Genomic DNA, 23,928 nt, shown 5'->3' on the forward strand with positions numbered 1-23,928 from the left:
CCGCACCGGAATGTAGGGTCGCCGCCGGGAATGCAACGGCGAGGTTCGGCAATGCAGGCGGGCAGAGCGTGGCCCAGGGCGCAAAACGGTGCGAGGCACGGCGCGCGCAACGGGGCGGAACGGCACGATCCCGCCGTCACGGCCGGGGGGCGGACGGCGTGAGGATCGTCGCGGGCCGCTATGGCGGCCGCCCGCTGGCGGCGCTCGGCAAGGGCGATCCCGCGGCCGCCCTGCGCCCGACCACCGACCGGGTGCGCGAGAGCCTGTTCTCGGTGCTCGAGGGCGGCCGGTTCGGCGATCCGCTGGACGGGGCCCGGGTGCTCGACCTCTTCGCCGGGACCGGGGCGCTGGGGCTCGAGGCGCTGTCGCGCGGCGCCGCGCAGGCGACCTTCGTGGAGAACGGGCGGCGCGCCCTTGCGCTGTTGCGGGACAATGTCGCGCGGCTGGGCTGCGGCGAGGCCGCGCGCATCCTCGCCGTCGATGCCCGCCGCCTGCCCGCCGCGGCGGCGCCGGCGACGCTGATCTTCCTCGACCCGCCCTATGGCCGCGATCTAGGTGCCCCGGCTCTGGCCGCCGCCCGCGCCGCGGGCTGGGTCGCGCCGGGGGCGCTGGTGGTCTGGGAGGAACGCGGCGCCCAGGCCGCGCCGGAGGGGTTCTCGCCCCTCGAGGCGCGGCGCTACGGCGACAGCCACATCACCCTGCTCGCCGCCGCCGGGACCTGAGAACCGGGCCCGACCCTTTCCAAACGGCCGACTTGATGCAAGTCTCAGGGTCGAAGCCGGGTCCGCCTGCGCGGCGCGCCGGCCCGGCACGAGTCAGACAAACATCGGAGGAACGCACGCACATGGACCAGAAAGTCATCGGCGGCTCGCTGGCCGGGTTGGTCGTCGGCATGCTCGTCGGCACCATCGTCGCGCCCAGCGGTCCGGACATCGAGACGATCCGCGGCAGCGTGACCGACGCGGTCGCGCCGGCCACCGCCGCCAGCACGGCGGTGGGCTCGGAGATCGGCACCCTGAGCGAGCGGGTGACGGGGCTGCAGGACAGCGTCGGCGGCCTGCAGGAAACCGTGGCGGGCCTTGCCGGCCAGGTCGAGGGCATCGAGGCCGCGATGGCCGAGGCGCCCGACCAGGGCGAGATGATGCAGGGCATGCAGCAGAACATGGACGGCTTCCGGGGCGAGGTGACCTCGGCGCTCGAGGAGACGCGCTCCGGGCAGGGCGAGCTGCGCGAGATGATCGCCGGGCTCGAGGAGCGGCTGGCCGAACTCGCGGCCCGCCCGGCCCCGGCGCCGAGCAACACCGACGCCGCGCCGCAGGGCGAGGAGCAGGCGCAAGGCCAGGCGCAGGACGGCGCGGCCGCCCCGGCCGAGGGCGGCTCCGGCGCGTCCGGTGACGGCGCGCAGGACAGCGCCGCCGAAGGCGCCCCCGAGGGCGAGGGCGAGGACCTGGCCGAGATCGCCCGGCAATCCGCCCTGCCCGAAGGCGAGCAGGCCGCGGACGAGCAGACCGAAGGCGAGCAGGCCGAAGGCGAGCAGTCCGAGGGCGAGCAGGCCGAGGGGGCGCAAACTCAGCAGGCCGAGGGTGCGCAGCCCGAAGGCGAGCAGGCGGACGGCGCGCAAGCCCAGTCGGCCGAGGACGCGCCGGACCAGCAAGCCGAAGGCGAGCAGGCCCAGCAAGCCGAAGGTGAGCAGGCCCAGGGTGAGCCGGCTGAGGGGCAGCAGACCGAAGGCCAGGAGGCCGCGGGCTCCGACGCCCCGGCCGAAGGCGAGGCCGCCGAGACGCAGCCGGCCGAGGGCGAGGCCGCGGAGGCACAGCCGGCTGAGGAGCAGGCCGCGGAGGGCCCGACCGAAACCGTGGTGCGCGCCGGCAGCATGGTGCGGCTCGCCGACGACGCGGTGCGCATCTTCGTCTCGCGCGTCGATGACGAGGCCGGCAGCGCCCGGCTCAACGTCAACGGCAAGATGGTCACCGCCGCCACCGGCGACGCGCTGCGCATCTCGACCGGCGACGTGAATTGCCGCGTGACGCTCGACCGGGTCGCCGATCGCGGCGTCGAGATGAGCGCCGAATGCGGCGAGGACCTGCCCGAGGCCACCGCGGAGACCGCGCCGCCCGAGGGCCACGGCATCGGCGAGACGGTGATCCTCGGCGAGGGCGACAGCGCCATGCGGGTCTTCGTCTCCGGCGTGACCGAGGACGGCGCCCGGCTGGCGGTGAACGGCATCGGCACCCAGACCCTGAAGACCGGCGAGGCGGTCGAGATCGGCGAGACCGGCTGCAGCCTGTCGGTGGACAGCGTCGACCGCGGCCACGTCCAGCTCAGCCAGTCCTGCTGACCCGGCCGCGCCGGCGCCGCCCGCGCAAATGACAGGGGCCGGCCCGAACGGGCCGGCCCCTTGCCGTTGCCGGGCGGTCGCCGCGACGCGCCGGACGCGTCGGGCAGGACCGCGGGCTCAGAGCTTTTCCAGCACCACCATGGTCATCATGCCGATCGGCGCCTCGCGGCGCTGCTCGACCATGCGCAGGCCGGGCGTCCCGACGACGATCTCGAGCGGGAAGTCCGAATGCCAGCCGATGACGTCGGCAAACCGCGCGATGCCGCGCTCGATATGCGCCAGCGGCCCGCTTTCGCTGGCGAAATGGTTGGTCACCACCAGCCGCCCGCCGGGCCGCAGCACGCGCGTCATCTCGGCCATCACGCGCTGGGGCTCGGGCACCACGGAAATGATGTGCATGGCGGCGACGGCGTCGAAGCTGGCGTCGGGGAAGTCGAGGTTGCGGGCATCCATCTGGCGCAGCGCCGCGACGTGGTTCAGCGCCTCGCGCGCCACCCGGGTGCGGGCCTTGGCCAGCATCTCGCCGGAGAAGTCAATGCCGGTGATCGCCCGGTCGCGGGCGTAATGCGGCAGCGCCAGCCCGGTGCCCACGCCGACCTCGAGCACGTCATGGGCGGGAATGGCGTTGATGTAGTCGACGGTGGATCGGCGCGCGGCCTGGGTGATCCGCCCGAAGGTCTTGTCGTAGATCGGCGCCCAGCGGGCATAGGACGTCGTTACGGCTTCGCTTCTCACTCTCTCACCTTTCGCATCCGGGACGGGCCGCGCCTGGGGTGGTCGGGGGCTTGGCGGTCCCGTGGAGGTATATGGCGCCGGCGGGCGGTTGCAAGGGCGACCCTTGACGCAGCGACAGGGCGCGCCCCGCCGCCGCCCTTGCGCCACGCCGCGGCGGGGACTACCTCGGAGCGGAACGCTCGCAGCCGGGACCGCCCATGGATCACGACCTCGCCGCCCTCGCCGACCAGCTTCTCGATGCCGCCCGCGCGGCCGGCGCCGACGCCGCCGATGCGCTCGCCCGGGCGGGCACGTCGCTCTCGGTGGACGTGCGCGGTGGCGCGCTGGAACAGGCCGAGCGGTCGGAATCGGTGGAGATCGGGCTGCGCGTGCTGATCGGTCAGCGCAGCGCCACGGTGGCCGGGTCCGACCTGCGCGGCGCCAGCATCGCCGCCATGGCCGAACGCGCCGTGGCGATGGCGCAGGTGGCGCCCGAGGATCCGCATATCGGCCTCGCCGACCCCGCGGATCTGGCCCGCGACCGCGACGCCGCGGCGCTGGAACTGGCCGACCCGGCGCCCGAGCCCGATCCGCAGGCGCTGGAGGCCGATGCCCGCGCCGCCGAGGCGGCCGCGATGGCGCAACAGGGCATCACGCGCATCGATTCCGCCTCCGCGGGCTATTCCCGCCAGCACCTGCACCTGGCCGCGAGCAACGGCTTTTCCGGCGGCTACAGCCGCACCGGCCGATCGCTGTCCTGCGTCGCCATCGCCGGCGAGGGCAGCGGCATGGAGCGCGATTACGACGGCGATTTCCGCGTCTTCCAGTCCGACCTCCGGACGGCGGAGGAGATCGGCCGGGTGGCGGCGGAACGCGCCCTGGCCCGCCTCGCCCCCCGCCGCCCCAAGACCGGCGCCTACCCGGTGCTGTTCGACGAGCGGGTGGCGGATTCGCTGATCGGGCACCTGCTGGCGGCCGCCAACGGCGCCGCGGTGGCGCGCGGCGGGTCGTGGCTGCGCGACGCGCTGGGCCGCGAGGTCCTGCCGCGCGGGCTCAGCCTGATCGAGGATCCGCACCGGCCGCGGGCCTCGGCCTCCCGCCCCTTCGATGCCGAGGGCCTGGCGACGCGGCCGCGCGCCATCGTCGAGGACGGCATGCTGACCGGCTGGACGCTCGACCTGGCCAATGCCCGCAAGCTCGGCCGGGCGCCCACCGCCAATGCCGCGCGCGGCCTCACCTCGGGGCCGGCGCCGGCGAACTGGACGGTGGAGTTGACGCAATCGGCGCGCAGCCGCGCCGACCTGATGGCGGAGATGGGGACCGGGCTCCTGGTCACCTCGATGATCGGCGCCACCATCAACGCGAATACCGGCGATTACTCCCGCGGCGCGGCGGGGATGTGGATCGAGAACGGCGCGCCGGTCTACCCGGTCTCGGGCGTGACCATCGCCGGCGCGCTGCCGGAGATGCTGCGCAGCCTCCGCCCGGCCAACGATGCCCGACCCTGGACCGGGCGCATCGTGCCGTCGCTGCTGGTCGAGGGTCTGACGCTTGCCGGGGAGTGATCTCGACCTGCTGATCCGCGCCGCCCGGGCCGCCGCCGAGACCGCCACGCGCCATATCGGCAAGCCGCTCGACGTGGCCGAGAAGCCCGGCGGCCAGGGGCCGGTGACCAGCGCCGACCTGGCCGTCGACCGGGTGCTGGCCGATCTGCTGCTCTCCGAGCGCCCGGCCTATGGCTGGCTGTCGGAGGAAAGCGCCCACGACCCGACCCGCCGGCTGGCGCCGGCCGCCTTCATCATCGACCCGATCGACGGCACCCGCAGCTTCATCGACGGCGACCGCATCTGGGCGCATTCGCTGGCCATCTGCGAGGCCGGGGCGATCACCGCCGCCTGCGTGTACCTGCCGCTGGTCGACAAGCTCTACACCGCCGAGCGCGGGCGCGGCGCGCAGCTCAATGGCGCGCCGATCGCCGCCTCGGCGCGGCAACGCCTGCACGGCGCGCGGATGCTGGCGACCAAGCCCAACATGGCGCCGCGATTCTGGCCCCGCGGCGTGCCGCGGATCGACCGCGGCTACCGGCCGTCGCTGGCCTACAGGCTCTGCCTCGTGGCCGAGGGCCGCTACGACGCCATGGTCACCTTCCGCGACACCTGGGAATGGGACATCGCCGCCGGGGCCCTGATCATTGAGGAGGCCGGCGCCCGGATCAGCGACCGCCAGGGCGCGGCTTTGGCCTTCAATTCCGAACATGCGCGGCTCGACGGGGTGCTGGCGGGGCCGCAGCCCGTCTGGGCCGACCTGCGCGACGCGGTGGCGGGCCGGGCCCCGCTGTAGTGGCGTCGGGCCCGGCGCGGGCGGCGCGCCGCCGGAGCCTGCCATGACCGCCGGGCGGCCCGCCGGACCGCCGCGGCCTGCCCGGGACGCCAGATGGCCAAGGCTGCGTTAGTCCACCAGGTCGTAATGCGTGATGGTGCGGCTCTCGACCAGCTCGGCCTCCGCTGGATCGATATGCGGCGTGGTGTAATCCTCGCCGACAAAGGCCTGCAGCGCCTCGAGCGAGTCCCAGATCATCACGAAGCTGAAGTCGCGCGGCGTCTCGGGCCGCGGCGCGCCGGGCAGGACCTGCGCGATCCCCGGAGTGCCGCGCATCAGCGGTATCGCCGTCTCGGTGAAGAAGCGTTCGAACTCCGCCTCCTTCCCCGGTTTCGTCGTCACCTGGAAAATGCGCATGATCATCTCTTCGCCCTCCCCCGTGCCATGCGATGGATGCCCCGCCTGCCCCGTCCCCAGCATAGCACGGCCGCGCCGGCGTTGAGGCGCGCCGCCGCTGCGCCGGCCCCGTGCCCCGCCCGCACGCCTCCGGCCCCGGCAACCTTGCCGGATCGGCGATCGCCGTGCCAAGATTCGCCCGGGGGCACGGGGAGGAGACGTTCAGGGTGCCTGACGACGACCGCAAGAAGCTCGATTCCGCCGAAATCGGCGCCATCGCCCATCTCTACCGCGCCGAGGTCTACCGCTCGACCCTGTGGCGGACCCGGCTCGACACCACGACCAACTGGTCGGTGGTGACGCTCGGCATCGCGCTGTCGATCTCCTACGCCTCGCCGCAGGCCTCGCCGCTGCCGTTGCTCCTGACCGGCATCCTGATCTTCTTCTTCCTGATGCTGGAATCCCGGCGCTACCGCTACTTCAACGTCTGGCGCGCCCGCTGCCGCTGGATGGAGACGCATTTCTTCGCGCCGATGCTGCAGGATGGCGATCTGCACATGGAGGATGGCTGGCAGCGCACCCTCGCCGAGGATTACTGGTCGCCGCGCTACCACGTCTCGACCTGGGTCGCGGTCGGCCGGCGCATCCGCCGGAACTACTTCTGGATCCTGCTGATCCAGGCCGGCGCCTATATCGGCAAACTGGTGGTGCATCCCGAGCCGGTGATCAGCTTCGCGCAATTCGTGGAGCGCGCCCGCATCGGCCCGGTGCCCGGAGTCATCGTGCTGGTGCTGGGCATCTTCTACTGCCTGACCTGGGGCATCGCCGCGGCGCTCAGCTGGCAGAACGACGCCCGCCGCGCGCGCCGCCGCGCCGCCCGGACCGGCATGGGCTGACGCGCCGCGCGGGGACCGGCCCCGGGCCCGCGCGGCTTGACCTCGCCGGCGGCGCGACTAGGCTGCGCGCCACCCGGGGAGGACCAGCCACAGGAGCCCAGATGCAACGCCTTCACCTCGTTTTCGGCGGAGAGCTGACCGATCCCGCGAAGAACCAGTTCCGCAACGTCGACGACATCCACATCGTCGGCATCTTCCCGAGCTACGAGACCGCCTACGCGGCTTGGAAGGACTGGGCGCAGAAGACCGTGGACAACGCCCATATGCGCTATTTCATCGCCCATCTGCACCGCCTCCGCGACGAGGAGGTCCCGGCCTCGCCGACGGAGGAACTCGGCTGACCCGGTGAGCCGCCGCGCCTTCTCGATGCAGGCCTACCTCGCCCTGGCGCGCAACCGGGCCGCCGGCGCCGTCGCCTGGACCCCGCCCGAGGGCCAGACGCCGCGGCGCCCGGGCGGCTGCCTGTGGATCCACGGCGACGACCGTCTGCATTCGCGCAGCCTCGCCGCGCTGGCGGCGCGGCTGTTGCAGCAGCGCCCGGAACTGACCGTGGTGCGGACCGGCGAGTGGGACGGGGCCCAAGGCACCGTGGCGCTGCCGCAGGAAACCATGTCCGATGCCCGGCGCTTCCTCGAGGCCATGACCCCCGATGTCTGCCTCTGGGCCGGCCGCCAGCTGCGCCCCGCCCTGATCGCGGCGGCGCGGCGGCAGGGGGTGACGCTGATCCTCGCCGATCCCGGCACCGGGCCGCTCGACAGCCCGGCGCCGCGCTGGCTGCCCGACAGCGTGCCGGCGACCCTGCAGTTCTTCGACCACGTCTTCCTGCCCGATGCCGAGGCCGAGCGCCGGCTCGCCCGGGCCAGCCTGCCGGCCGAGCGGGTGTCGCTGGTCGGCCGGCTGACCGAGACGACGCTGCCGCTCGATTGCAGCGAGACGCTGCTGTCGCGGCTGCTGGGCGACCTCGCGGCCCGGCCGGTCTGGCTCGGCGCGCGCACCCGGGGGATCGAGGCGGCCTACGTGATCGAGGCGCATCGCCGCGCCACCCGCTACGCCCATCGCCTGTTGCTGGTTCTGGTGCCGCAGGGGCCCGAGGATGCCGAAGAGGCGCGGCGCGCGGCCGAGGAAAGCGGCCTGCGCTTCTGCAACTGGGATGCCGGCGACAGCTTCGACGAATTCACCCAGATCTTGCTCTGCGAGGGGCCCGAGGAGCTTGGCCTGTGGTATCGGCTCGCGCCGCTCGCCTTTCTCGGCGGCTCGCTGGTCTCGGGCTTCGGCGGCACCGACCCGCTGGAGGCCGCCGCGCTCGGCACGGCGATCCTCTATGGCCCGAATGTCGGCCAGCATCTCGACGCCTACACCACGCTGGTCGGCGCGGGCGCGGCACGGATCGTGCGCGATGTCGACACCCTGGCCGGGGCGGTCTCGCAGCTGGTGGCGCCGGACCGCGCCGCGGCCATGGCGCATGCCGGCTGGGACGTGGTGAGCCAGGGGGCCGCGGCCACCGACCCGGTGATCGCCAAGATCGCCGAGAGCTTCGACGCGCGCGCCCGGGCGGAGCGCGCCTGATGCGGGCGCCGGGCTTCTGGTTCACCCCGCCCGACGCGCCGGACTGGCGCGCCCGGCTTCTGGCCCCCTTGGGCGGGCTGACCGCGCGCGCCACCGCGCGCCGGGTTGCCCGCAGCCCCGCGCCCGGGTCCGGGCCGCCGGTGATCTGCGTCGGCAACCTCAATGCCGGGGGCACCGGCAAGACGCCCACGGTGATGCATCTGGCGCAGCAGCTCCTCGCCCACGGGCGGCAGCCGCAGATCCTCAGCCGCGGCCATGGCGGACGGCTGGAGGGGCCGGTGCGGGTCGACCCGGCGCGCCACGGCGCCGCCGATGTCGGCGACGAGCCGCTGCTGCTCGCGGCCTTCGCCCCGGTCTGGGTGGCGCGCGACCGCGCCGCCGGGGCGCGGGCGGCGGCGGCCGACGGCGCCGAGCTGCTGATCCTCGACGACGGCTTCCAGAACCCGGCCCTGGGCAAGGATCTCGCGATCGTGGTGGTGGACGCGGCCAAGGGCTTCGGCAATGGCCGCTGCCTGCCGGCCGGGCCGCTGCGGGAACCGGTGGCGGCCGGGCTGGCCCGTGCCGACCTGCTCTTGTCGATCGGGCCGGAGCCGGCGCAGCGGCGCTTCCGTGCCGCCTGGGGCGCGGCGCTGCCCGCCGGGCTGCCGCATCTCACCGGCGCGCTCTGCCCGCTAGAGACCGGCATGGACTGGGCCGGCCTGCCGGCGCTGGCCTTTGCCGGGATCGGCCATCCCGAAAAGTTCTTCGCCACGCTCGAGGGACTGGGCGCCCGGCTGCTGCGGGCCGAGGCGCTGGAGGATCACCAGCCTCTGACGCCGGCGCTGATGGCCCGGCTCGAGACCGAGGCGCGGCTCCTCGGCGCGCAGCTCGTCACCACCGAGAAGGACGCCGTGCGCCTGCCCGCGGAGTTCCGCCAGAAGGTGCTGACCCTGCCGGTGCGGCTGCAGCTCGCCGATGCGGCGCCGCTCGCGGCGAAACTGGCGGCGCTGCGCAGCGCCGCCTGATCACTCCGCTGCGACGCGCTGCGCGCCGTCGCGCCCGATGGCGGCGATGTCGGACACGATGCTGCGCAGGGTCTGGCGCACGGCGTGGAAATGCCGGTTCGGGCGCACCGTCGTCTCGTCCATGTAGATCGAGCGGTCGATCTCGATCTGCACCGCGTGCTGGCGCCGCGAGGGCCGGCCGTAATGCTGGGTGATGTAGGCGCCGGCGAAGGGCGTGTTGCGCGACACCGCGAAGCCCGCCGCGACGAAGGCGCTTTCGATCCGGTCGACCACATGGGCCCCGGCGGAGGCGCCGAAACGGTCGCCAATGACGATGTCGGGACGCCGCCCGCCCTGCCGCGCCACCCCGTCCACCGCCTCGTGCGGCATCGAATGGCAATCGACCAGCACCGCCTCGCCGAAGCCCGCCCGGGCCTCGTCGAGCAGGGTCTGCAGGGTGCGGTGATAGGGGTGCCAGTAGCCGCGCAGCCGGCGGTCGGCCTCGGCGAGAGGCAGCTTGCCGCGGTAGATCGCCCGGCCGTTGGCGACGACCCGCGGCACCACGCCCAGCCCCGAGGCGACGCGGGGATTGTGCCCGGAGCGGCGCACGCCCTCGATCAGCGCCGGATCGAGCTCCTCGGCGGAGCGGTTGAGGTCGATATAGGCGCGCGGCGCCCCGGCCTTCAGGAACGGTGCGCCGTAGCGCGGCGCGCAGTCGAAGAGCCGGTCGACATAGGCGTCCTCGGAGGAGCGGATCGAATGTTCGTCGAGCAGGGTGTGGCGCAGGAACGACCACGGATAGTCCCGCCCCGAATGCGGCGAGGCGAAGACCACGCAGGAGGTCAGCGCCTCCGGGCGAAACAGATGGTAGGCGACTTTCGGCATCCGGACCCTCTTGGAGCCATACATAGACCGGAACGATGATCTGCCAAAAGCCCCTTGATCCCCCTGACGACTCCTTTTATAGACCGCTCCACCGGCGCGGAGCTTCCGCGCCCCATTTGTCTGAACGGGGCGCAAGCGGGGCATTTTGCATCGGTAAAACGGGCGGTTAGCTCAGCGGTAGAGCACTACGTTGACATCGTAGGGGTCACTGGTTCGATCCCAGTACCGCCCACCATTTCACCGCTTCGACGGCGCCCGGCGCCGCGGGGCGCCCGCCAACAAGGCAAGGCGCGAGCCTCTGCCGCGACATTGAGGACACGACCGATGAAGGTTCGCAACTCGCTTCGTTCGCTCAAGAGCCGCCATCGCGATTGCCGCGTGGTGCGCCGCAAGGGCCGCGTCTACGTTATCAACAAGACCCAGCGTCGCTTCAAGGCCCGCCAGGGCTGATTGCGGCCCTCCGGGGCCCGAGCGATTGCAGGAACGGGCCGCCTTCGGGCGGCCTTTTCGGCGTTTGCGGGCAGCCTGGCGGGCGATGCCGTGGCGCTGTTGCGCCCGCCCCCGGGCGCAAAAGCGCCGCCCCGGGCGGGACGGCGCGCGTCTGATCTCTCCGCATCTTTCCCTGCCATCCGCGGTTTCCGGGCGCCCGGAGCGCCGGCGCGGCCGGCCCCGCGCCCGGGACCGGGCCGGCCTCAGCGCAGCGAGCCGAGCAGCGAATCGGCCAGCAGCCGCACCACCGTCGCCTGGTCGAGATAGCCGGTCACGTTGAGCGCCCGCGCATCCTGGTAGCGCCGGATCGCCCGCCGGGTGCTGTCGTCGAAGACGCCGTCGATCTTGCCCGGCTTCAGGCCCAGCGATTGCAGCCGGTCCTCGGCGATGCGGCGGGCCGGCGGCGGCAGGTTCAGCGCCGCCTCCTCGGCCTCGGCGCGCGATGCCCCCTGCCCGCCCTGGGCGGTCTGCTGGCGCACCGCGATCTCGCGCTCGGCCTCGGCGGCGTAGGCACCGTCGGGATAGGATTCGAGGTAGCTGCGGAAGCCGGCGATGGTGCCGGTGTCGCGCGCCGCCTGCCAGGCCTCGCGCTCGCGCGCCTCGGCGGCCTCGCGGCGATCCGCCTCGATGTCGTCGAGCCGGTCCTGCGCCTCCTCGGCATAGACGCCGTCCGGGAATTGCTCGAGATAGGCGCGCAGCCCGGCGCGGTCCCCGGCGGCCCCGGTCTCCTCCCAGTAGATGCGGTCGCGGCGCTCCTGCGCGGTGCGGCGCTCCTGGGCCTCGGCCTCGAGCTCGGTCTGGCGCCGCGCGGCCTGCGCGTCGAGCCGGTCGATCTGGGCCCGGGTCAGGTAGCCGGTGGCGGGCTGGCCGTTGGCCTCCTGCCATTGCCGGATCGCCGAGCGGGTGCCGCGGCCGAACACGCCGTCGATGCCCCGCGTGTTGTAGTCGAGCAGCGACAGGTCGCGCTGGATATCCCGCCGGGCGTCGCGGCGCAGGTTCAGATCGGCCTCGGCCGTCTCCGGATCGGGCGGCGCGGCGCGGCGGATCTCGGCGATGCGCTGGCGCGCCTCGGCGGCATGGCGGCCGTCGGGGTAATCCGCGAGGTAGGCCTCGTAGCCGGCGATCTGGTCGCGGTCGAGGATCTGGGTCCAGAGCCGCTCCTCCTCCGGGTCGCGGCGCGGCGCCGCGGTGCTGCCGGTCTCGCCGCGCTGGCGGGCGGCGATCTGCGGGGCCATCTCCTCGGGCTCGGGCTCCGGCGCCATCCGCGGCTCGGGGCCCGGGCGCTGGAAGGGCGGCGTGGCCGACGCGGCGCCGAGGAAGGCGAAATCGCGCGGCGCGAAGCCCTCGACCGCCAGCCCGGCCTCGCGGGCCGCCTCGATCAGGCGGCCGTCCTTCTTGACCAGCTCGGTGCGCGCCAGCTCGGCGACGAGGTCGGGCTTGCCGCGGATCAGGCTGACGCCCTGCGGCAGGTCGATGGCCCCGGCCCCGGCCTCGAGGAAACGCGCGCCGAGCGGCCCGCTCTCGCCCTCGGCCAGCATCAGCACGGCGCGGCCGGGATAGTCGGCGAGCACCGCGAGCACCACCGAGAGCGGCAGCGAGCCGGTCATCACCGTGGCCTCCGAGAGCGGCGTCTTGAGCCCCACCGGCATCAGGTAGACGTCGCCGGCATTGTGCGCGAAGCGTCCCGACAGGATCACCGCCACGCGGTCGGTCTCGGCGTCGATGCCGTCGACGAACTGCACCAGCGCCTTGCGCACCGCCTCGGCATCGGCCTCGGCCACCGACACCACGCGCAGCCCGGCTTCTTCCAGCGGCTCGGCGGCCGAGACCACGCGCTCGGCGCCGCGCAACCGGTCGAGCACCGTGTAATCGGCGTTGCCCACGATCAGGGCATCGCCCTCGGCCAGGGCCGCACCGGCCGCCATGGTCAGCGCCAGCAGGCTGGTCAGGGTCGTTCGAAGCATCTCGCGTCTCCTTTCACGGGGCCGCCCGCCGGGCGGCCCGGTCGCGCGGCGCGGGCGGGAGCGTCAGTCGTAGCTGCGCGCATCCTCGATCACCACGCCGTCATTCGGCAGGCTGCCGGGGGGCACGATCTCCACCCGGGCCTTCAGTTTCAGAACCTCCGCGGCACTCGATTCGATCCGCTCGACCGAGGCCTGCTCGGCCTCGACGCGAAGCAGCATCACGTCGGTTTCGTCCTCGCGCAGCGCCACCACCCGGGCGCGGGTCACCTCGGGGTGTCGGGCGACGAGGTCGGCCACCTGTTCGGGGCGCACGAACATGCCCTTGATCTTGGTGGTCTGGTCGGCCCGGCCCATCCAGCCGCGGATCCGGGTGTTGCTGCGCCCGCAGGGGCTCTGCCCGGGCAGCACCGCCGACAGATCGCCGGTGGCGAAGCGGATCAGCGGGTAGTCGGGGTTCAGCGAGGTCACCACCACCTCGCCGACCTCGCCCTCGGGCAGCGGCGTGCCGGTGCCGGGGCGGACGATCTCCACGATCACCCCCTCGTCGACGATCAGCCCGTCCCGGGCCGGGCTCTCATAGGCGATGTTGCCGAGATCGGCGGTGGCGTAGCATTGCAGGCAGAGGATGCCGCGGTCGGTGTAGAAGTCGCGCAGCGACGGGAACAGCGCCCCGCCCGAGACCGCCGCCTTGGCGATCTTCAGCGTCAGCCCCATCTCGTCGGCCTTCTCGAGGATGACCTTCAGGTAATCCGGTGTGCCGGCATAGGCGGTGGTGCCGATGTCGGCGGCGGCCCGGGCCTGCAGCTCGGTCTGGCCGGTGCCGGCGGGCAGCACCGCCGCGCCGACCGCCCGGGCGCCGTTCTCGAAGATCATCCCGGCCGGGGTGAGGTGGTAGCCGAAGCAGTTCTGCACGATGTCGCCGGCGCCGATGCCGCACGCCCGCAGGAAGCGCGCCATGCGCCACCAATCGTGGCCGGCGCCGCCGGGCTCGTAGATCGGGCCGGGGGACTGGAAGACATGCGCGAACTCCGCCGCCGGGCGGCTGGTGAATCCGCCGAAGGGCGCCGCCTCGGCCTGCGCCGCGCCGAGCGCCGACTTGCGCAGCACCGGCAGCCCGGCAAGGTCGCCGGGGCCGCGGATCGCCGCCGCCTCGAACCCGGCCAGGCTGGCCGCATAGCCGGGCAGTGCCTGGGCGCGGGCGATCTGCGCCGGCAGGCTTTCGGCCAGGGCGGCCATCCGGGCGTCCCGGGTGCGGGTTTCGAGCATATCGGGTTGCGTCATCGCGTCCTCCTCCGGCATCCGGCCCTCTGGGCGGCCTGTCATGCAATATCAGCGGGACGCTAGCAGAGTTCGACGCGGGGAAAACCCGGCGGTCGGCATGGCCCGGCCGGGCCATGCCGGGGCGCGCGGCTCAGTTCTCCTCGCCGATCAGCGCGCCGTAGACGGAGACCGTGGCATTGCTCTCCTCGCGGCAATTCTGGTCGACCTCGTCCAGCGCCTCCTCCAGCTCCATGTCGGGGCTCTCTGCCAGCGCCGCCGTGACGATCTCGGCCTTGCCCTCGTCATCCATGGTGATGAATTCGGCGCAGGTGACCTCGCGCGGGTCCATCGCCATGTCGCCGTGGCTGTCGGCCAGCGCGGGCAGCGCCGCGGCGCCGAGACCGAGGGCGGCACAGGCGGTGATGAAACGGGTCATGTGGGATCCTCCTCAGGTTCGCGGGCGCGCACCGGGCGCACCCCCGTATCGGAACGCCGGAATACGTCCGGCGTTCCGGCCCTGGCCGGGATCAGCTCAGCCAGCGCTTGCGCCGGCGGTAGGAGCGCACGTCGCGGAACGACCGGCGGCCCTCCTCGGACATGCCGAGATAGAATTCCTTCACGTCGGCATTCTCGCGCAAGGCCGCGGCGCTGCCCTCCATCACCACCCGGCCGTTCTCGAGGATGTAGCCGTGATGCGCGAAGCGCAGCGCCACGTTGGTGTTCTGCTCGGCCAGAAGGAAGGTCACGCCCTCCTTCTCGTTGACGTCGCGGACGATCTCGAAGATCTGCTCCACCAGCTGCGGCGCGAGGCCCATCGAGGGCTCGTCCAGCAGGATCATCCGCGGCCGCGACATCAGTGCCCGGCCGATGGCGCACATCTGCTGCTCGCCGCCCGAGGTGTAGCCGGCCTGGCTGCGGCGGCGCTCCTTGAGGCGGGGAAAGTAGGTGTAGACCATCTCCAGATCGGCCTCGATGGCGGCGCGCCCGTCGCCCCGGGTATAGGCGCCGGTCATCAGGTTCTCCTCGACGGTCAGGTGCTCGAAGCAGTGCCGCCCCTCCATCACCTGGATCACGCCCTTCTTCACCAGCGCCGCCGGGTCGAGATGCTGCACCCGCTCGCCACGGTAGACGATGGAGCCCTTGGTGACCTCGCCGCGCTCGGAATGCAGCAGGTTGGAGATCGCCTTCAGCGTCGTCGTCTTGCCGGCGCCGTTGCCGCCCAGCAGCGCGGTGATGCCGCCCTCCCGGACGCTCAGCGACACGCCCTTCAGCACCAGGATGACGTGGTTGTAGATCACTTCGATGTTGTTGACCTCGAGCAGCGCCTCGCCGGTCTCGCCCGCATCCAGCATGAATCGCGTATCCTTCGGGGAAGTCGTTTCGGAACCCGGCGGCGGCAGGCACCGCCGCCGGGCGGTCAGGCTCAGTTGGCCTCACACTCCTCGTTGGTCGGCCAGGGCGCGTTGGCCGCGGCATATTCCTGCGCCTTCTCCTGCTCGAGCTGGGAGATCAGCTCGCTCTCGGGCGTCAGGTGGTCGGAGACCTTGACGAACTGGCTGCCGTCCCATTCCAGCATCCAGCCCCCGGAATGGCCGGTATGGTCGGCGCAGGAGGTCTGGAACGGCGGCACCATGCCGGTCATCCCGAGCTCCTCGAGCCGCGCCTCGGAGATGTCGAGGTTCTCGAGCCCCCAGCGCAGCTGCGCCGGGGTGATCTCGGTGGTGTCGTATTCCTCCTGCGCGGTGCGGATGCCCTCGGCCAGGATCATCGAGATCACCAGGCCGCGGGAATAGAACACGCCCTGCATCTCCTCCTCGTTGGTCTGGCTCAGCCCGGCATCGACGACCTGCTCCTTGATGTCGGCCATCAGCGGCGCGTCGGGCACCGGGAAGGACCAGGAGATCGCCTTGTAGCCCTTGCCGTCCTCGCCCACGAGCTTGAGGTCGGCGTCATGGCTGGCCCACCAGACGCCCAGCATCTTGTCCATCGGGAAGCGGGTCTTCACCGCCTCGGTGATGGCGCCGGCATTCATCGCGCCCCAGCCCCACATGACGACGTAGTCGGGCCGCTCGCGGCGGATCTGCAGCCATTGCGCGGACTGGTTCTGCATCTCCTTCAGGCCGACCGGGATCGGCACCAGCTCGAAGCCCTTCTCCTCGGCCTTGGCCTCGAGGAAGGGCAGCGGCTCCTTGCCGTAGGGATGGTCGAGATGCAGGAAGGCGATCTTCTTGCCCTCCAGGCTCTCCTGGCCTTCGAGATATTGCAGGATCATCGAGGCGCCGTCCCAGTAGGAGGACGGGATGTTGAAGGCCCATTTGAAGACCTTGCCGTCGGCCATCGGCGAGAAGCCGTAGCCCGGCGCGAGGATCGGGATCTCGTCGACGTTGGTCTTGGGCAGGACCTGCAGGGTGATGCCGGTCGACCAGGGCTGGGTGACCACGGCCTTGGCCTTGGTCTTCTCGTAGCATTCCACGCCCTTCTCGGTGGAATAGCCGGTCTCGCATTCCTCGAAGTTGATCTTCGCCCCGCCGATGCCGCCGTCGCGTTCGTTGAGCAGGGTGAAGTAATCCGCCTGCCCGTTCATCAGTGGGATGCCGGTGGCCGCGAAGGGCCCGGTCCGGTAGGCAAGGTTCGGGGCGTAGATTTCCTGCGCTGCCGCGCCTCCGGCCATGAGCGCGCCCAGCGCCGCGGCGCCGGCCAGCCGTCTCCAATGTCTCATTCTTGCATCCTCCCTTGGTGTTGTTCAGCCGCCGCCGGCCGCCCCCGGATCAGTAGGGGAACGGCCAGACGATGAGTTTCTCGCGGATCAGCGCCCACAGACGGGCCAGCCCGTGCGGTTCGATGATCAGGAAGAAGATGATCAGGGCGCCGACGATCATGATGTTGAGATGCTCGACCGTAGCCGAGGAGATCGGCAGGCCGAGCGCGCCGGGCAGCGTGTTGAGCACCACCGGCAGGCCGACGATCAGGATGGCGCCGAGATAATTGCCGAGGATCGAGCCGAGGCCGCCGATGATGGCGATGAACAGCACCCGGAACGACAGCTGGATGTCGAACAGGTTGGGCTCGGCGGCGCCGCGCCACATGAAGACGAAGAGCGCCCCGGCCACCCCCACCACGTAGGACGAGATGGCGAAGGCGGTGAGCTTGGAGCGCATCAGGTTGATGCCGATCAGCTCCGCCGCGATGTCCATGTCGCGGGTCGCCTTCCAGGTGCGGCCGAGATTGCCGCGGGTCAGGTTGATGCAGAGCAGCGTCATCAGCGTGACCACCCCCAGCACCACGTAATACTGGGTGATCGACGCCGCCTGCGGGCCGGCGACCCAGACGCCGAACATGTCGAGGTTGGGCACCTGGATGGCGCCGGAGGCGTTGTAATTGTAGAGCCAGGCCCATTTCTCGAACAGCCAGACCAGGAAGAACTGCGCCGCCAGCGTGGCGATGGCCAGGTAGAAGCCCTTGATCCTGAGCGACGGGATGCCGAAGACCACGCCGATCCCGGCCGAGAACACCCCCGAGAGCAGGATCGCCACGATCGGGTTCATCCAGGGGAACAGCGTGACCATCTTGTAGCAGGCATAGGCGCCGACCCCCATGAAGGCCGCGGTGCCGAGGCTGAGCTGGCCGGCATAGCCGGTCAGGATGTTCAGCCCGAGCGCCGCCAGGGCGTAGACGAGGATCGGGATCAGCAGCGTCTGGAAGGCGAATTCGGAGGCCATGAAGGGCAGCACGGCCCAGGCCAGGACCAGGATGATGCCCAGCAGCACGGCATCCTGGCGCACCGGAAAGAGCGCCTGATCGGCCTGGTAGCTGGTCTTGAACTGGCCCGCGGTACGGTAGAGCATTCTGTGGGATCCTTCTGTCGCGGCTCAGACGCGTTCGATGATGCGCTCGCCGAACAGGCCCTGCGGCCGGAACAGCAGCACGATCAGCGCCAGCACGAAGGCGAACCAGGTCTCGGTGTTGCCGCCGAGCAGCGGCTGGCCCCAGTAGATCTCGAACAGCTTCTCCAGCATGCCGATCATCAGCCCGCCGATGATCGCCCCGGTGATGCTCTCGAGCCCGCCCAGCATCAGCACCGGCAGCGCCTTGTAGGCGATGACCTCGAGCGCGAAGCTGACCCCGGCCCGGGCGCCCCAGGCGATGCCGGTGACCAGCGCGATGATGCCGGCGATGAACCAGACCAGCACCCAGATGGTCTGCAGCGAGATGCCGACCGACAGCGCCGCCTGGTGGTCGTCGCCCAGCGCCCGGATCGCCCGGCCCATGCGGGTGAAGGTCAGGAAGGCCAGCAGCCCGGCGACCAGCGCCGCGGCCACCAGCACCACGGTGACGTCGAGCTGCTGCAGGATCAGCAGGCCGCCGAACGGCTCGAGCACGAAATCGCCGGTCGGGATGCCCAGCTGCTCGGTGATCATCACCTTGTTCTCGCCGCCGAAGATGATCTCGCCCAGGCCGATCAGGAACAGCGTGATGCCGATCGTGGCCATGAACAGGATGATGTCGGGCTGGCCGACCAGCGGCCGCAGCACCACCCGCTCGACGGCGACGGCGAGCACGAACATCACCACCAGCGTGGCGGCGACGGCGATCCAGGCCGGCAGCCCCGCGGCGTGCAGGCCGACCAGGGTCAGCGCCGCGAAGACCACCATGATGCCCTGGGCGAAGTTGAAGATCCGCGACGAGCGGAAGATCAGCACGAAGCCCAGCGCGATCAGCGCGTAGAGGATGCCCGAGACCAGCCCCTCCCAGAGCACCTGCATCAGGAAGTCCGGGGCCTCGGCCATGTCCACGAAGGGTTTCACGAGAAAATCGTAGAGCATGTGCCCTCCTTAATGCGCGACGCCGAGATAGGCGTCGATGACCTCCTGGCTGCTGCGCACCTCCTGCGGGGTGCCGTCGCCGATCTTCTTGCCGTAATCCATCACCACGACGCGGTCGGAGAGGTCCATCACCACCCCCATGTCGTGCTCGATCAGGCAGATGGTGGTGCCGAACTCGTCGTTGACGTCGAGGATGAAGCGGCTCATGTCCTCCTTCTCCTCGACGTTCATCCCCGCCATCGGCTCGTCGAGCAGCAAGAGCGACGGCTCGGCGGCGAGCGCCCGGGCCAGCTCGACGCGCTTCTTCAGGCCGTAGGGCAGCCGGCCCACCGGGGTCTTGCGGATGGCCTGGATCTCGAGGAAGTCGATGACCTTCTCGACCACGGCGCGGTTGGCGACCTCCTCGTCGCGGGCCCTGCCCCACCACAGCGCCTGGGCGCCGATCCCGGCATGCATGTGGGTCAGCCGGCCGGTCATCACGTTGTCGAGCACCGTCATGCCCTCGAACAGCGCGATGTTCTGGAAGGTCCGAGCCACCCCCATGCGGGCGACCTCGAAGGGCTTCATCTGCGGCCGCGGCGCCCCCTTGTAGATCACCCGGCCCTCGGAGGGCGTGTAAAAGCCCGAGATCACGTTCAGCATCGACGACTTGCCGGCGCCGTTGGGGCCGATGATGGCGCGGATCTCGCCCTCGTGGATGTCGAAGGAGATGTCGTTGATCGCCACCACCCCGCCGAAGCGCAGGGTGATGTTCTCGAGCGCCATCAGCGTGCCGCCGATCTGGCGCCCGTCGGCGGTGACGTAGCCTGCCCCGTCCATCACTGGGCTCCTCCCTGGCTCATGGCGAATGACGTGCCGCACGGGGCGGCCGCGGGATGGCGGGCGGGGCGATGTCCGCAGGACGAGCGGCCCGTCATTCCGCCGCCTCCAGCCGGTCCGGCGCCGCCGGCACCACCCGGGCGTCGCGGATCTCCAGCTCGGCCCGGATCACCCCCTTGCGGCCGTCCTCGTAGGTCACCTCGGTCTCGGTGCGCACCCGCTCGGAGCCGTCATAGAGCGCCGCCACCAGGTCGGCGAACTTCTCGCCGATGACCTTGCGGCGCACCTTGCGGGTCCGGGTCAGCTCGCCGTCATCGGCGTCGAGCTCCTTGTGCAGCACCAGGAAGCGGTGCACCTGGCAGGCCGAGAGCATCGGGTCCTCGGCGATCGAGGCATTGGTCTCCTCGACGTTCCGCTGGATCATCTCCAGCACCTTGGGATGCCCGGCCAGCTCCTGGTAGGAGGCATAGGCGATGTTGTTGCGCTCGGCCCAGTTGCCGACCGCGGCGAGGTCGATGTTGATGAAGGCGCAGCAGCGGTCGCGGCCGGCGCCGAACACCACCGCCTCGAGGATGTTGGGGTAGAATTTCAGCTTGTTCTCGACGTATTTCGGCGCGAACAGCGCCCCCGAGGCCATCTTGCCCACGTCCTTGGCGCGGTCGATGATCCGCAGGTGGCCGCTCTCCTCCTCGATGAAGCCGGCATCGCCGGTGGCGACCCAGCCCTCCGCATCCTTGGTGTCGCGCGTCGAGTCGGGATTCTTGTAATATTCCACGAAGGTGCCGGGCGAGCGGTAGAAGACCTCGCCGGTCTCGGCGATGCGCAGCTCGACCCCCGGCGAAGGCACCCCCACGGTGTCCGAGCGGACCTCGCCGTCGGGCTGCTGGGTGATGAAGACCGAGGCCTCGGTCTGGCCGTAGAGCTGCTTCAGGTTGATCCCCAGGGCGCGGTAGAAATCGAACAGCTCGGGGCCGATCGCCTCGCCGGCAGTGTAGCCCACCCGCACCCGGCTGAAGCCCAGCGCGTTCTTCAGCGGGCCGTAGATCAGCGCCTCGCCGAGCCGGTAGCGCAGCCGGTCGATGAGCCCCACCGGGCGGCCGTCGAGCAAAGCCGGGCCGACCCGGCGGGCATGGGTCATGAAATGGTGGAACAGCCGCCGCTTCAGGGCGCTGGCATCCTCCATGCGGATCATGATCTGGGTCAGCTGGGTCTCGAAGACCCGCGGCGGCGCGAAGTAGTAGGTCGGCGCGATCTCCCGCAGGTCGGTCATCATCGTCGACGGGCTTTCCGGGCAGTTCACGCAGAACCCGGTCCAGTAGGCCTGGCCGATCGAGAAGATGAAGTCGCCGACCCAGGCCATCGGCAGGTAGGCCAGCACCTCGTCGCGCTGCTGCAGCTTGTCGAACTCCGCCGAGGCGCGCGCCGTCTCGATGATGTTGCGGTTCGACAGCACCACGCCCTTGGGCTTGCCGGTGGTGCCCGAGGTGTAGAGCATCACGCAGATGTCGTCGTAATCCAGCCCGTCGCGCAGCTCCGCCAGCCGGGCCCGCACCGGCGCCGCGGCAGCGCGGCCGCGGGCCTGCACGTCGTGATAGGCGCTCATCGCGGAATGGTCGTATTTGCGCAGGCCGCGCGGGTCGAGATAGATCAGGTGCGCGAGCTCCTGCACCCGGTCGCGGACCTCGAGGATCTTGTCGATCTGCTCCTGGTCACCCGCCACCACGAAGCGCGCGCCGCAATGGTCGAGGACGTAGGCCATCTCCTCGGCGACGCTGTCTTGGTAGAGCGGCACCGGGATCGCGCCCACGCATTGCGCCGCCACCATCGCCCAGTAGAGCCGTGGCCGGTTGCGCCCGACCACCGCGACGAAGTCGCCCTGGGCCACGCCGAGCTCGAGGAAGCCCAGCGCCAGCGCCTCGATCTCCTCGGCCGCCTCGGCCCAGCTCCAGCTCTGCCAGATTCCGAATTCCTTTTCCCGGCTCGCCGGCGCCGCGCCGAAGGTCTCGGCATTGCGCAGCAGCAAAGCGGGAATGGAGCGCGGCGTCGAGCCGCCCGCCATCGAGTCTTCCAATCCTCATCCTCCCAGCGTCCCGCGCGCCCGTCGAGCGCGTCCTCCCGGAACGTGATGCCGATCCCGCCGCGCCCGGTCTGCGCCGGGACTGCGGCACCGAACCGGCGCCCTTTGCGGACATTATCACCTGCAAACGCAATTACCAGCTTGCTGATCGATCCGCACAACCCTGCCGTTGCGGAATGCCGGGCGGCGCTCCGGCGGGGGGCGCGGGCGGCACCCGGCGGCACCCGGAGGCGCGCCCGACACCGGCCGCGCGGCACGCAAAACGGCCCGCCCCGGGTCCGGGGCGGGCCGCGAAAGCGCTGGGCCGGCGGTCGGGTCAGGCCTGTTCGGGCACCAGGATCTCGCGCTTGCCGACATGGTTGGCGGCCGAGACCACGCCCTCGTCCTCCATCTGCTCGACCAGCCGGGCGGCCTTGTTGTAGCCGATGCCGAGCTTGCGCTGGATGTAGGAGGTCGAGCACTTACGGTCCTTGACGACGATCGCCACCGCCTGGTCGTAGAGCGCGTCCTCGCCGCCGGTATTACCGCCGGTGTTGAGCCCGAGCACGGCGTCGATATTGCCGGCCTTGTCGTCGTCCGGCCCCTCGACCACGCCGCCGACATAGGAGGGCGGGCCGAAGGCCTTGAGATGGCGCACCACCTCCTCGACCTCCTCGTCCGAGCAGAACGGCCCGTGGCAGCGGGTGATGCGCGCGCCGCCGGCCATGTAGAGCATGTCGCCCATGCCCAGAAGCTGCTCGGCGCCCTGCTCGCCCAGGATCGTCCGGCTGTCGATCTTCGAGGTCACCTGGAAGGAGATGCGGGTCGGGAAGTTGGCCTTGATGGTGCCGGTGATGACGTCCACGGAGGGCCGCTGGGTGGCCATGATCAGGTGGATGCCGGAGGCCCGCGCCATCTGCGCGAGGCGCTGGATGCAGGCCTCGATCTCCTTGCCTGCGACCATCATCAGGTCGGCCATCTCGTCGACGATGACGACGATGTAGGGCATCTTCCTGGGCTCGAATTCCTCGGTCTCGAAGACCGGCTCGCCGGTCTCGTCGTCGAAGCCGGTCTGCACGGTGCGCGAGAACATCTCGCCCTTCTTCAGCGCCTCGTCGACGCGGCCGTTGTAGCCGTCGATGTTGCGCACGCCCATCTTCGACATCTTGCGGTAGCGGTCCTCCATCTCGCCCACCACCCATTTCAGCGCCACCACGGCCTTCTTGGGGTCGGTCACCACCGGGGAGAGCAGGTGCGGGATGCCGTCATAGACGCTGAGTTCCAGCATCTTGGGGTCGATCATCACCAGCCGCAGCTCGTCCGGGCTGAGCTTGTAGAGCAGCGACAGGATCATCGTGTTGATCGCCACCGACTTGCCCGAGCCGGTGGTGCCGGCGATCAGGAGGTGGGGCATCTTGGCGAGGTTGGCGACCACCGGCTCGCCGCCGATATCCTTGCCCAGCGCCAGCGGCAGCTTGCGGTTGCCGTCCTCGTAATCGCGCGACGACAGGATCTCGCGGAAGCTGACCATCTCGCGGTTGTCGTTCGGCAGCTCGATGCCGATGACCGACCGGCCCGGCACCGTGGAGACCCGGGCCGAGAGCGCCGACATCGACCGCGCGATGTCGTCGGCCAGGCCGATGACGCGGCTGGCCTTGAGGCCCGGGGCGGGCTCGAGCTCGTACATGGTGACCACCGGACCCGGGCGGACGCTGACGATCTCGCCCTTGACGCCGTAATCGTCGAGCACGTTCTCGAGCATCCGGGCGTTCTCTTCCAGCGCCTCGTCCGACAGGTGATGGCGCTCGATGCGGTCCGGGCTGGTCAGCAGCGACAGCGGCGGCAGCTCGTATTCGGCGGGCTCGGCCTCCTCGAAACGCATGCGCGGCTCGGCCTCGTCGCGGGCCCGCTGCGAGGGTTCGAGCGGCGCCGCGTGGGCGGGCTGGACGACCTTCTTCGGCGCCGCCACCGGGATCGGCGGACGCGCCGCGACCGGGGCGGCGGGCTCCGCATCCTCGTCGCGGGCCTCCTCGAAATAGGTCAGGTCGTCCTCCTCGGGATCGGCATGGCCCGGCACCGGCGGGGTCGCGGCCTCCGGCGCCCCGGCGCCGCGCCGGACCATCTGCGGCGCGGCCTCGGGGCGGGGCGGCGCGGCCGCGGCCTCGGCCCAGGTCTCGGCGGGCGCGGCAGCGGCCCCGCCGGCGGCAGCCTCGGGCGCGGCCTCCGGGGCCGCCCAGGCGGTGCGCTCGGCCATCGGCGGCTCGGCGAAGAGCGGCCGCGCCGCGGCAGGGGAGGGGGCCGGGGGGGCATCGCGGCGCGCCGTCAGCACCGGTTCGCGGCGGCCGGACCGGGCCTGCGCCGCGGTCAGCGGCGGCTCCGGCGGCAGGGCCAGGGCGAGGCGCCGCGGCGAGGTGTCGGCG

The 23,928-nt window shown here is 71.5% G+C and carries 22 protein-coding genes and 1 tRNA gene; 10 read left to right on the top strand and 13 right to left on the bottom strand.

Annotation, left to right across the window (positions count from 1 at the left end; all coding sequences use genetic code 11):
* The first annotated feature begins 158 nt into the window (after window positions 1–158).
* Window positions 159–722, top strand: coding sequence for a 16S rRNA (guanine(966)-N(2))-methyltransferase RsmD (gene rsmD / locus ACXYMW_RS06115; RefSeq protein ID WP_459034407.1), 564 nt, complete (start codon window positions 159–161; stop codon window positions 720–722).
* A gap of 122 nt (window positions 723–844) precedes the next feature.
* On the top strand, window positions 845–2,338 hold the full coding sequence (locus tag ACXYMW_RS06120) for a hypothetical protein (RefSeq protein ID WP_459034408.1): 1,494 nt from the start codon (window positions 845–847) through the stop codon (window positions 2,336–2,338).
* A 117-nt stretch (window positions 2,339–2,455) separates the two neighbouring features.
* Here ACXYMW_RS06120 and ACXYMW_RS06125 read toward each other — a convergent pair whose 3' ends face one another.
* The gene (locus ACXYMW_RS06125) at window positions 2,456–3,073 is read right to left on the bottom strand and encodes a class I SAM-dependent methyltransferase (protein WP_459034409.1); all 618 of its coding nucleotides are present in this window, start codon (window positions 3,071–3,073) and stop codon (window positions 2,456–2,458) included.
* Between the two features lie 197 nt (window positions 3,074–3,270).
* Here ACXYMW_RS06125 and ACXYMW_RS06130 point away from each other — a divergent pair, with 197 nt between their 5' ends.
* Together ACXYMW_RS06130 and ACXYMW_RS06135 are read left to right on the top strand one after the other, a co-directional pair.
* The gene (locus tag ACXYMW_RS06130; protein WP_459034410.1) at window positions 3,271–4,617 is read left to right on the top strand and encodes a TldD/PmbA family protein; all 1,347 of its coding nucleotides are present in this window, start codon (window positions 3,271–3,273) and stop codon (window positions 4,615–4,617) included.
* Window positions 4,604–5,392, top strand: coding sequence for an inositol monophosphatase family protein (locus ACXYMW_RS06135; RefSeq protein ID WP_459034411.1), 789 nt, complete (start codon window positions 4,604–4,606; stop codon window positions 5,390–5,392). Before ACXYMW_RS06130 ends, ACXYMW_RS06135 begins: the two co-directional genes overlap by 14 nt.
* 108 nt (window positions 5,393–5,500) lie before the next feature.
* Here the strand turns inward: ACXYMW_RS06135 and ACXYMW_RS06140 are convergent, their stop codons facing one another.
* Window positions 5,501–5,794 carry an antibiotic biosynthesis monooxygenase family protein gene (locus ACXYMW_RS06140; protein ID WP_459034412.1) on the bottom strand — a complete coding sequence of 98 codons (294 nt, stop codon included), beginning with the start codon at window positions 5,792–5,794 and terminating at the stop codon, window positions 5,501–5,503.
* Between the two features lie 200 nt (window positions 5,795–5,994).
* Here ACXYMW_RS06140 and ACXYMW_RS06145 point away from each other — a divergent pair, with 200 nt between their 5' ends.
* The 4 genes from ACXYMW_RS06145 (at window position 5,995) to lpxK (ending at window position 9,233) form a co-directional block, all read left to right on the top strand.
* Window positions 5,995–6,663, top strand: coding sequence for a DUF2270 domain-containing protein (locus ACXYMW_RS06145; protein WP_459034413.1), 669 nt, complete (start codon window positions 5,995–5,997; stop codon window positions 6,661–6,663).
* A gap of 101 nt (window positions 6,664–6,764) precedes the next feature.
* On the top strand, window positions 6,765–7,004 hold the full coding sequence (locus ACXYMW_RS06150; RefSeq protein WP_459034414.1) for a DUF4170 domain-containing protein: 240 nt from the start codon (window positions 6,765–6,767) through the stop codon (window positions 7,002–7,004).
* 4 nt (window positions 7,005–7,008) lie between these two features.
* Entirely contained in the window at window positions 7,009–8,229 is a 1,221-nt protein-coding gene (locus ACXYMW_RS06155; RefSeq protein WP_459034415.1) for a 3-deoxy-D-manno-octulosonic acid transferase, read from the top strand.
* Window positions 8,229–9,233, top strand: coding sequence for a tetraacyldisaccharide 4'-kinase (gene lpxK, locus ACXYMW_RS06160; protein WP_459034416.1), 1,005 nt, complete (start codon window positions 8,229–8,231; stop codon window positions 9,231–9,233). Before ACXYMW_RS06155 ends, lpxK begins: the two co-directional genes overlap by 1 nt.
* On the opposite strand, the gene ACXYMW_RS06165 is transcribed toward lpxK, so the two are convergent.
* On the bottom strand, window positions 9,234–10,097 hold the full coding sequence (locus ACXYMW_RS06165) for an N-formylglutamate amidohydrolase (RefSeq protein WP_459034417.1): 864 nt from the start codon (window positions 10,095–10,097) through the stop codon (window positions 9,234–9,236).
* 160 nt (window positions 10,098–10,257) lie between these two features.
* Here ACXYMW_RS06165 and ACXYMW_RS06170 point away from each other — a divergent pair.
* Together ACXYMW_RS06170 and ykgO are read left to right on the top strand one after the other, a co-directional pair.
* A tRNA-Val gene (locus ACXYMW_RS06170) sits at window positions 10,258–10,332 on the top strand.
* 89 nt (window positions 10,333–10,421) lie between these two features.
* Window positions 10,422–10,547: a type B 50S ribosomal protein L36 gene (gene ykgO, locus ACXYMW_RS06175; protein WP_028287243.1), complete on the top strand. Its 126-nt coding sequence runs from the start codon at window positions 10,422–10,424 to the stop codon at window positions 10,545–10,547.
* A gap of 242 nt (window positions 10,548–10,789) precedes the next feature.
* Here the strand turns inward: ykgO and ACXYMW_RS06180 are convergent, their stop codons facing one another.
* From ACXYMW_RS06180 to ACXYMW_RS06225, 10 genes are all read right to left on the bottom strand, one after another.
* Complete coding sequence (locus ACXYMW_RS06180) at window positions 10,790–12,550, bottom strand: peptidoglycan-binding protein (RefSeq protein ID WP_459034418.1); 1,761 nt, start codon at window positions 12,548–12,550, stop codon at window positions 10,790–10,792.
* Window positions 12,551–12,613: 63 nt separating this feature from the next.
* Complete coding sequence (locus ACXYMW_RS06185; protein WP_459034419.1) at window positions 12,614–13,831, bottom strand: phenylacetate--CoA ligase family protein; 1,218 nt, start codon at window positions 13,829–13,831, stop codon at window positions 12,614–12,616.
* 130 nt (window positions 13,832–13,961) lie between these two features.
* On the bottom strand, window positions 13,962–14,246 hold the full coding sequence (locus ACXYMW_RS06190) for an HdeA/HdeB family chaperone (protein ID WP_459034420.1): 285 nt from the start codon (window positions 14,244–14,246) through the stop codon (window positions 13,962–13,964).
* Between the two features lie 91 nt (window positions 14,247–14,337).
* Entirely contained in the window at window positions 14,338–15,162 is an 825-nt protein-coding gene (locus ACXYMW_RS06195) for an ABC transporter ATP-binding protein (protein ID WP_459034421.1), read from the bottom strand.
* A 71-nt stretch (window positions 15,163–15,233) separates the two neighbouring features.
* Window positions 15,234–16,529, bottom strand: a complete 1,296-nt coding sequence (locus ACXYMW_RS06200) for an ABC transporter substrate-binding protein (RefSeq protein ID WP_459034422.1) — start codon at window positions 16,527–16,529, stop codon at window positions 15,234–15,236.
* A 49-nt stretch (window positions 16,530–16,578) separates the two neighbouring features.
* Window positions 16,579–17,655, bottom strand: a complete 1,077-nt coding sequence (locus ACXYMW_RS06205; RefSeq protein ID WP_459034423.1) for a branched-chain amino acid ABC transporter permease — start codon at window positions 17,653–17,655, stop codon at window positions 16,579–16,581.
* A gap of 24 nt (window positions 17,656–17,679) precedes the next feature.
* Window positions 17,680–18,633 carry a branched-chain amino acid ABC transporter permease gene (locus ACXYMW_RS06210; protein WP_459034424.1) on the bottom strand — a complete coding sequence of 318 codons (954 nt, stop codon included), beginning with the start codon at window positions 18,631–18,633 and terminating at the stop codon, window positions 17,680–17,682.
* A gap of 9 nt (window positions 18,634–18,642) precedes the next feature.
* Window positions 18,643–19,452, bottom strand: coding sequence for an ABC transporter ATP-binding protein (locus ACXYMW_RS06215; protein ID WP_459034425.1), 810 nt, complete (start codon window positions 19,450–19,452; stop codon window positions 18,643–18,645).
* A gap of 94 nt (window positions 19,453–19,546) precedes the next feature.
* Complete coding sequence (locus ACXYMW_RS06220; protein ID WP_459034445.1) at window positions 19,547–21,511, bottom strand: AMP-binding protein; 1,965 nt, start codon at window positions 21,509–21,511, stop codon at window positions 19,547–19,549.
* Window positions 21,512–21,845: 334 nt separating this feature from the next.
* A partial coding sequence (locus ACXYMW_RS06225) for a DNA translocase FtsK (protein ID WP_459034426.1) occupies window positions 21,846–23,928 on the bottom strand: 2,083 nt, incomplete at its 5' end.

This window comes from Roseivivax sp. CAU 1761, assembly GCF_054482755.1.

Coding starts and splice junctions, on each gene's coding strand:
- ykgO (WP_028287243.1), top strand. CDS start 10,422: ATGAAGGTTCGCAACTCGCTTCGTTCGCTCAAGAGCCGCCATCGCGAT.
- ACXYMW_RS06210 (WP_459034424.1), bottom strand. CDS start 18,633: ATGCTCTACGATTTTCTCGTGAAACCCTTCGTGGACATGGCCGAGGCC.
- ACXYMW_RS06190 (WP_459034420.1), bottom strand. CDS start 14,246: ATGACCCGTTTCATCACCGCCTGTGCCGCCCTCGGTCTCGGCGCCGCG.
- ACXYMW_RS06130 (WP_459034410.1), top strand. CDS start 3,271: ATGGATCACGACCTCGCCGCCCTCGCCGACCAGCTTCTCGATGCCGCC.
- ACXYMW_RS06195 (WP_459034421.1), bottom strand. CDS start 15,162: ATGCTGGATGCGGGCGAGACCGGCGAGGCGCTGCTCGAGGTCAACAAC.
- ACXYMW_RS06220 (WP_459034445.1), bottom strand. CDS start 21,511: ATGGCGGGCGGCTCGACGCCGCGCTCCATTCCCGCTTTGCTGCTGCGC.
- ACXYMW_RS06185 (WP_459034419.1), bottom strand. CDS start 13,831: ATGACGCAACCCGATATGCTCGAAACCCGCACCCGGGACGCCCGGATG.
- ACXYMW_RS06200 (WP_459034422.1), bottom strand. CDS start 16,529: ATGAGACATTGGAGACGGCTGGCCGGCGCCGCGGCGCTGGGCGCGCTC.
- ACXYMW_RS06150 (WP_459034414.1), top strand. CDS start 6,765: ATGCAACGCCTTCACCTCGTTTTCGGCGGAGAGCTGACCGATCCCGCG.
- ACXYMW_RS06120 (WP_459034408.1), top strand. CDS start 845: ATGGACCAGAAAGTCATCGGCGGCTCGCTGGCCGGGTTGGTCGTCGGC.
- ACXYMW_RS06180 (WP_459034418.1), bottom strand. CDS start 12,550: ATGCTTCGAACGACCCTGACCAGCCTGCTGGCGCTGACCATGGCGGCC.
- lpxK (WP_459034416.1), top strand. CDS start 8,229: ATGCGGGCGCCGGGCTTCTGGTTCACCCCGCCCGACGCGCCGGACTGG.
- ACXYMW_RS06215 (WP_459034425.1), bottom strand. CDS start 19,452: ATGGACGGGGCAGGCTACGTCACCGCCGACGGGCGCCAGATCGGCGGC.
- ACXYMW_RS06165 (WP_459034417.1), bottom strand. CDS start 10,097: ATGCCGAAAGTCGCCTACCATCTGTTTCGCCCGGAGGCGCTGACCTCC.
- ACXYMW_RS06205 (WP_459034423.1), bottom strand. CDS start 17,655: ATGCTCTACCGTACCGCGGGCCAGTTCAAGACCAGCTACCAGGCCGAT.
- ACXYMW_RS06140 (WP_459034412.1), bottom strand. CDS start 5,794: ATGATCATGCGCATTTTCCAGGTGACGACGAAACCGGGGAAGGAGGCG.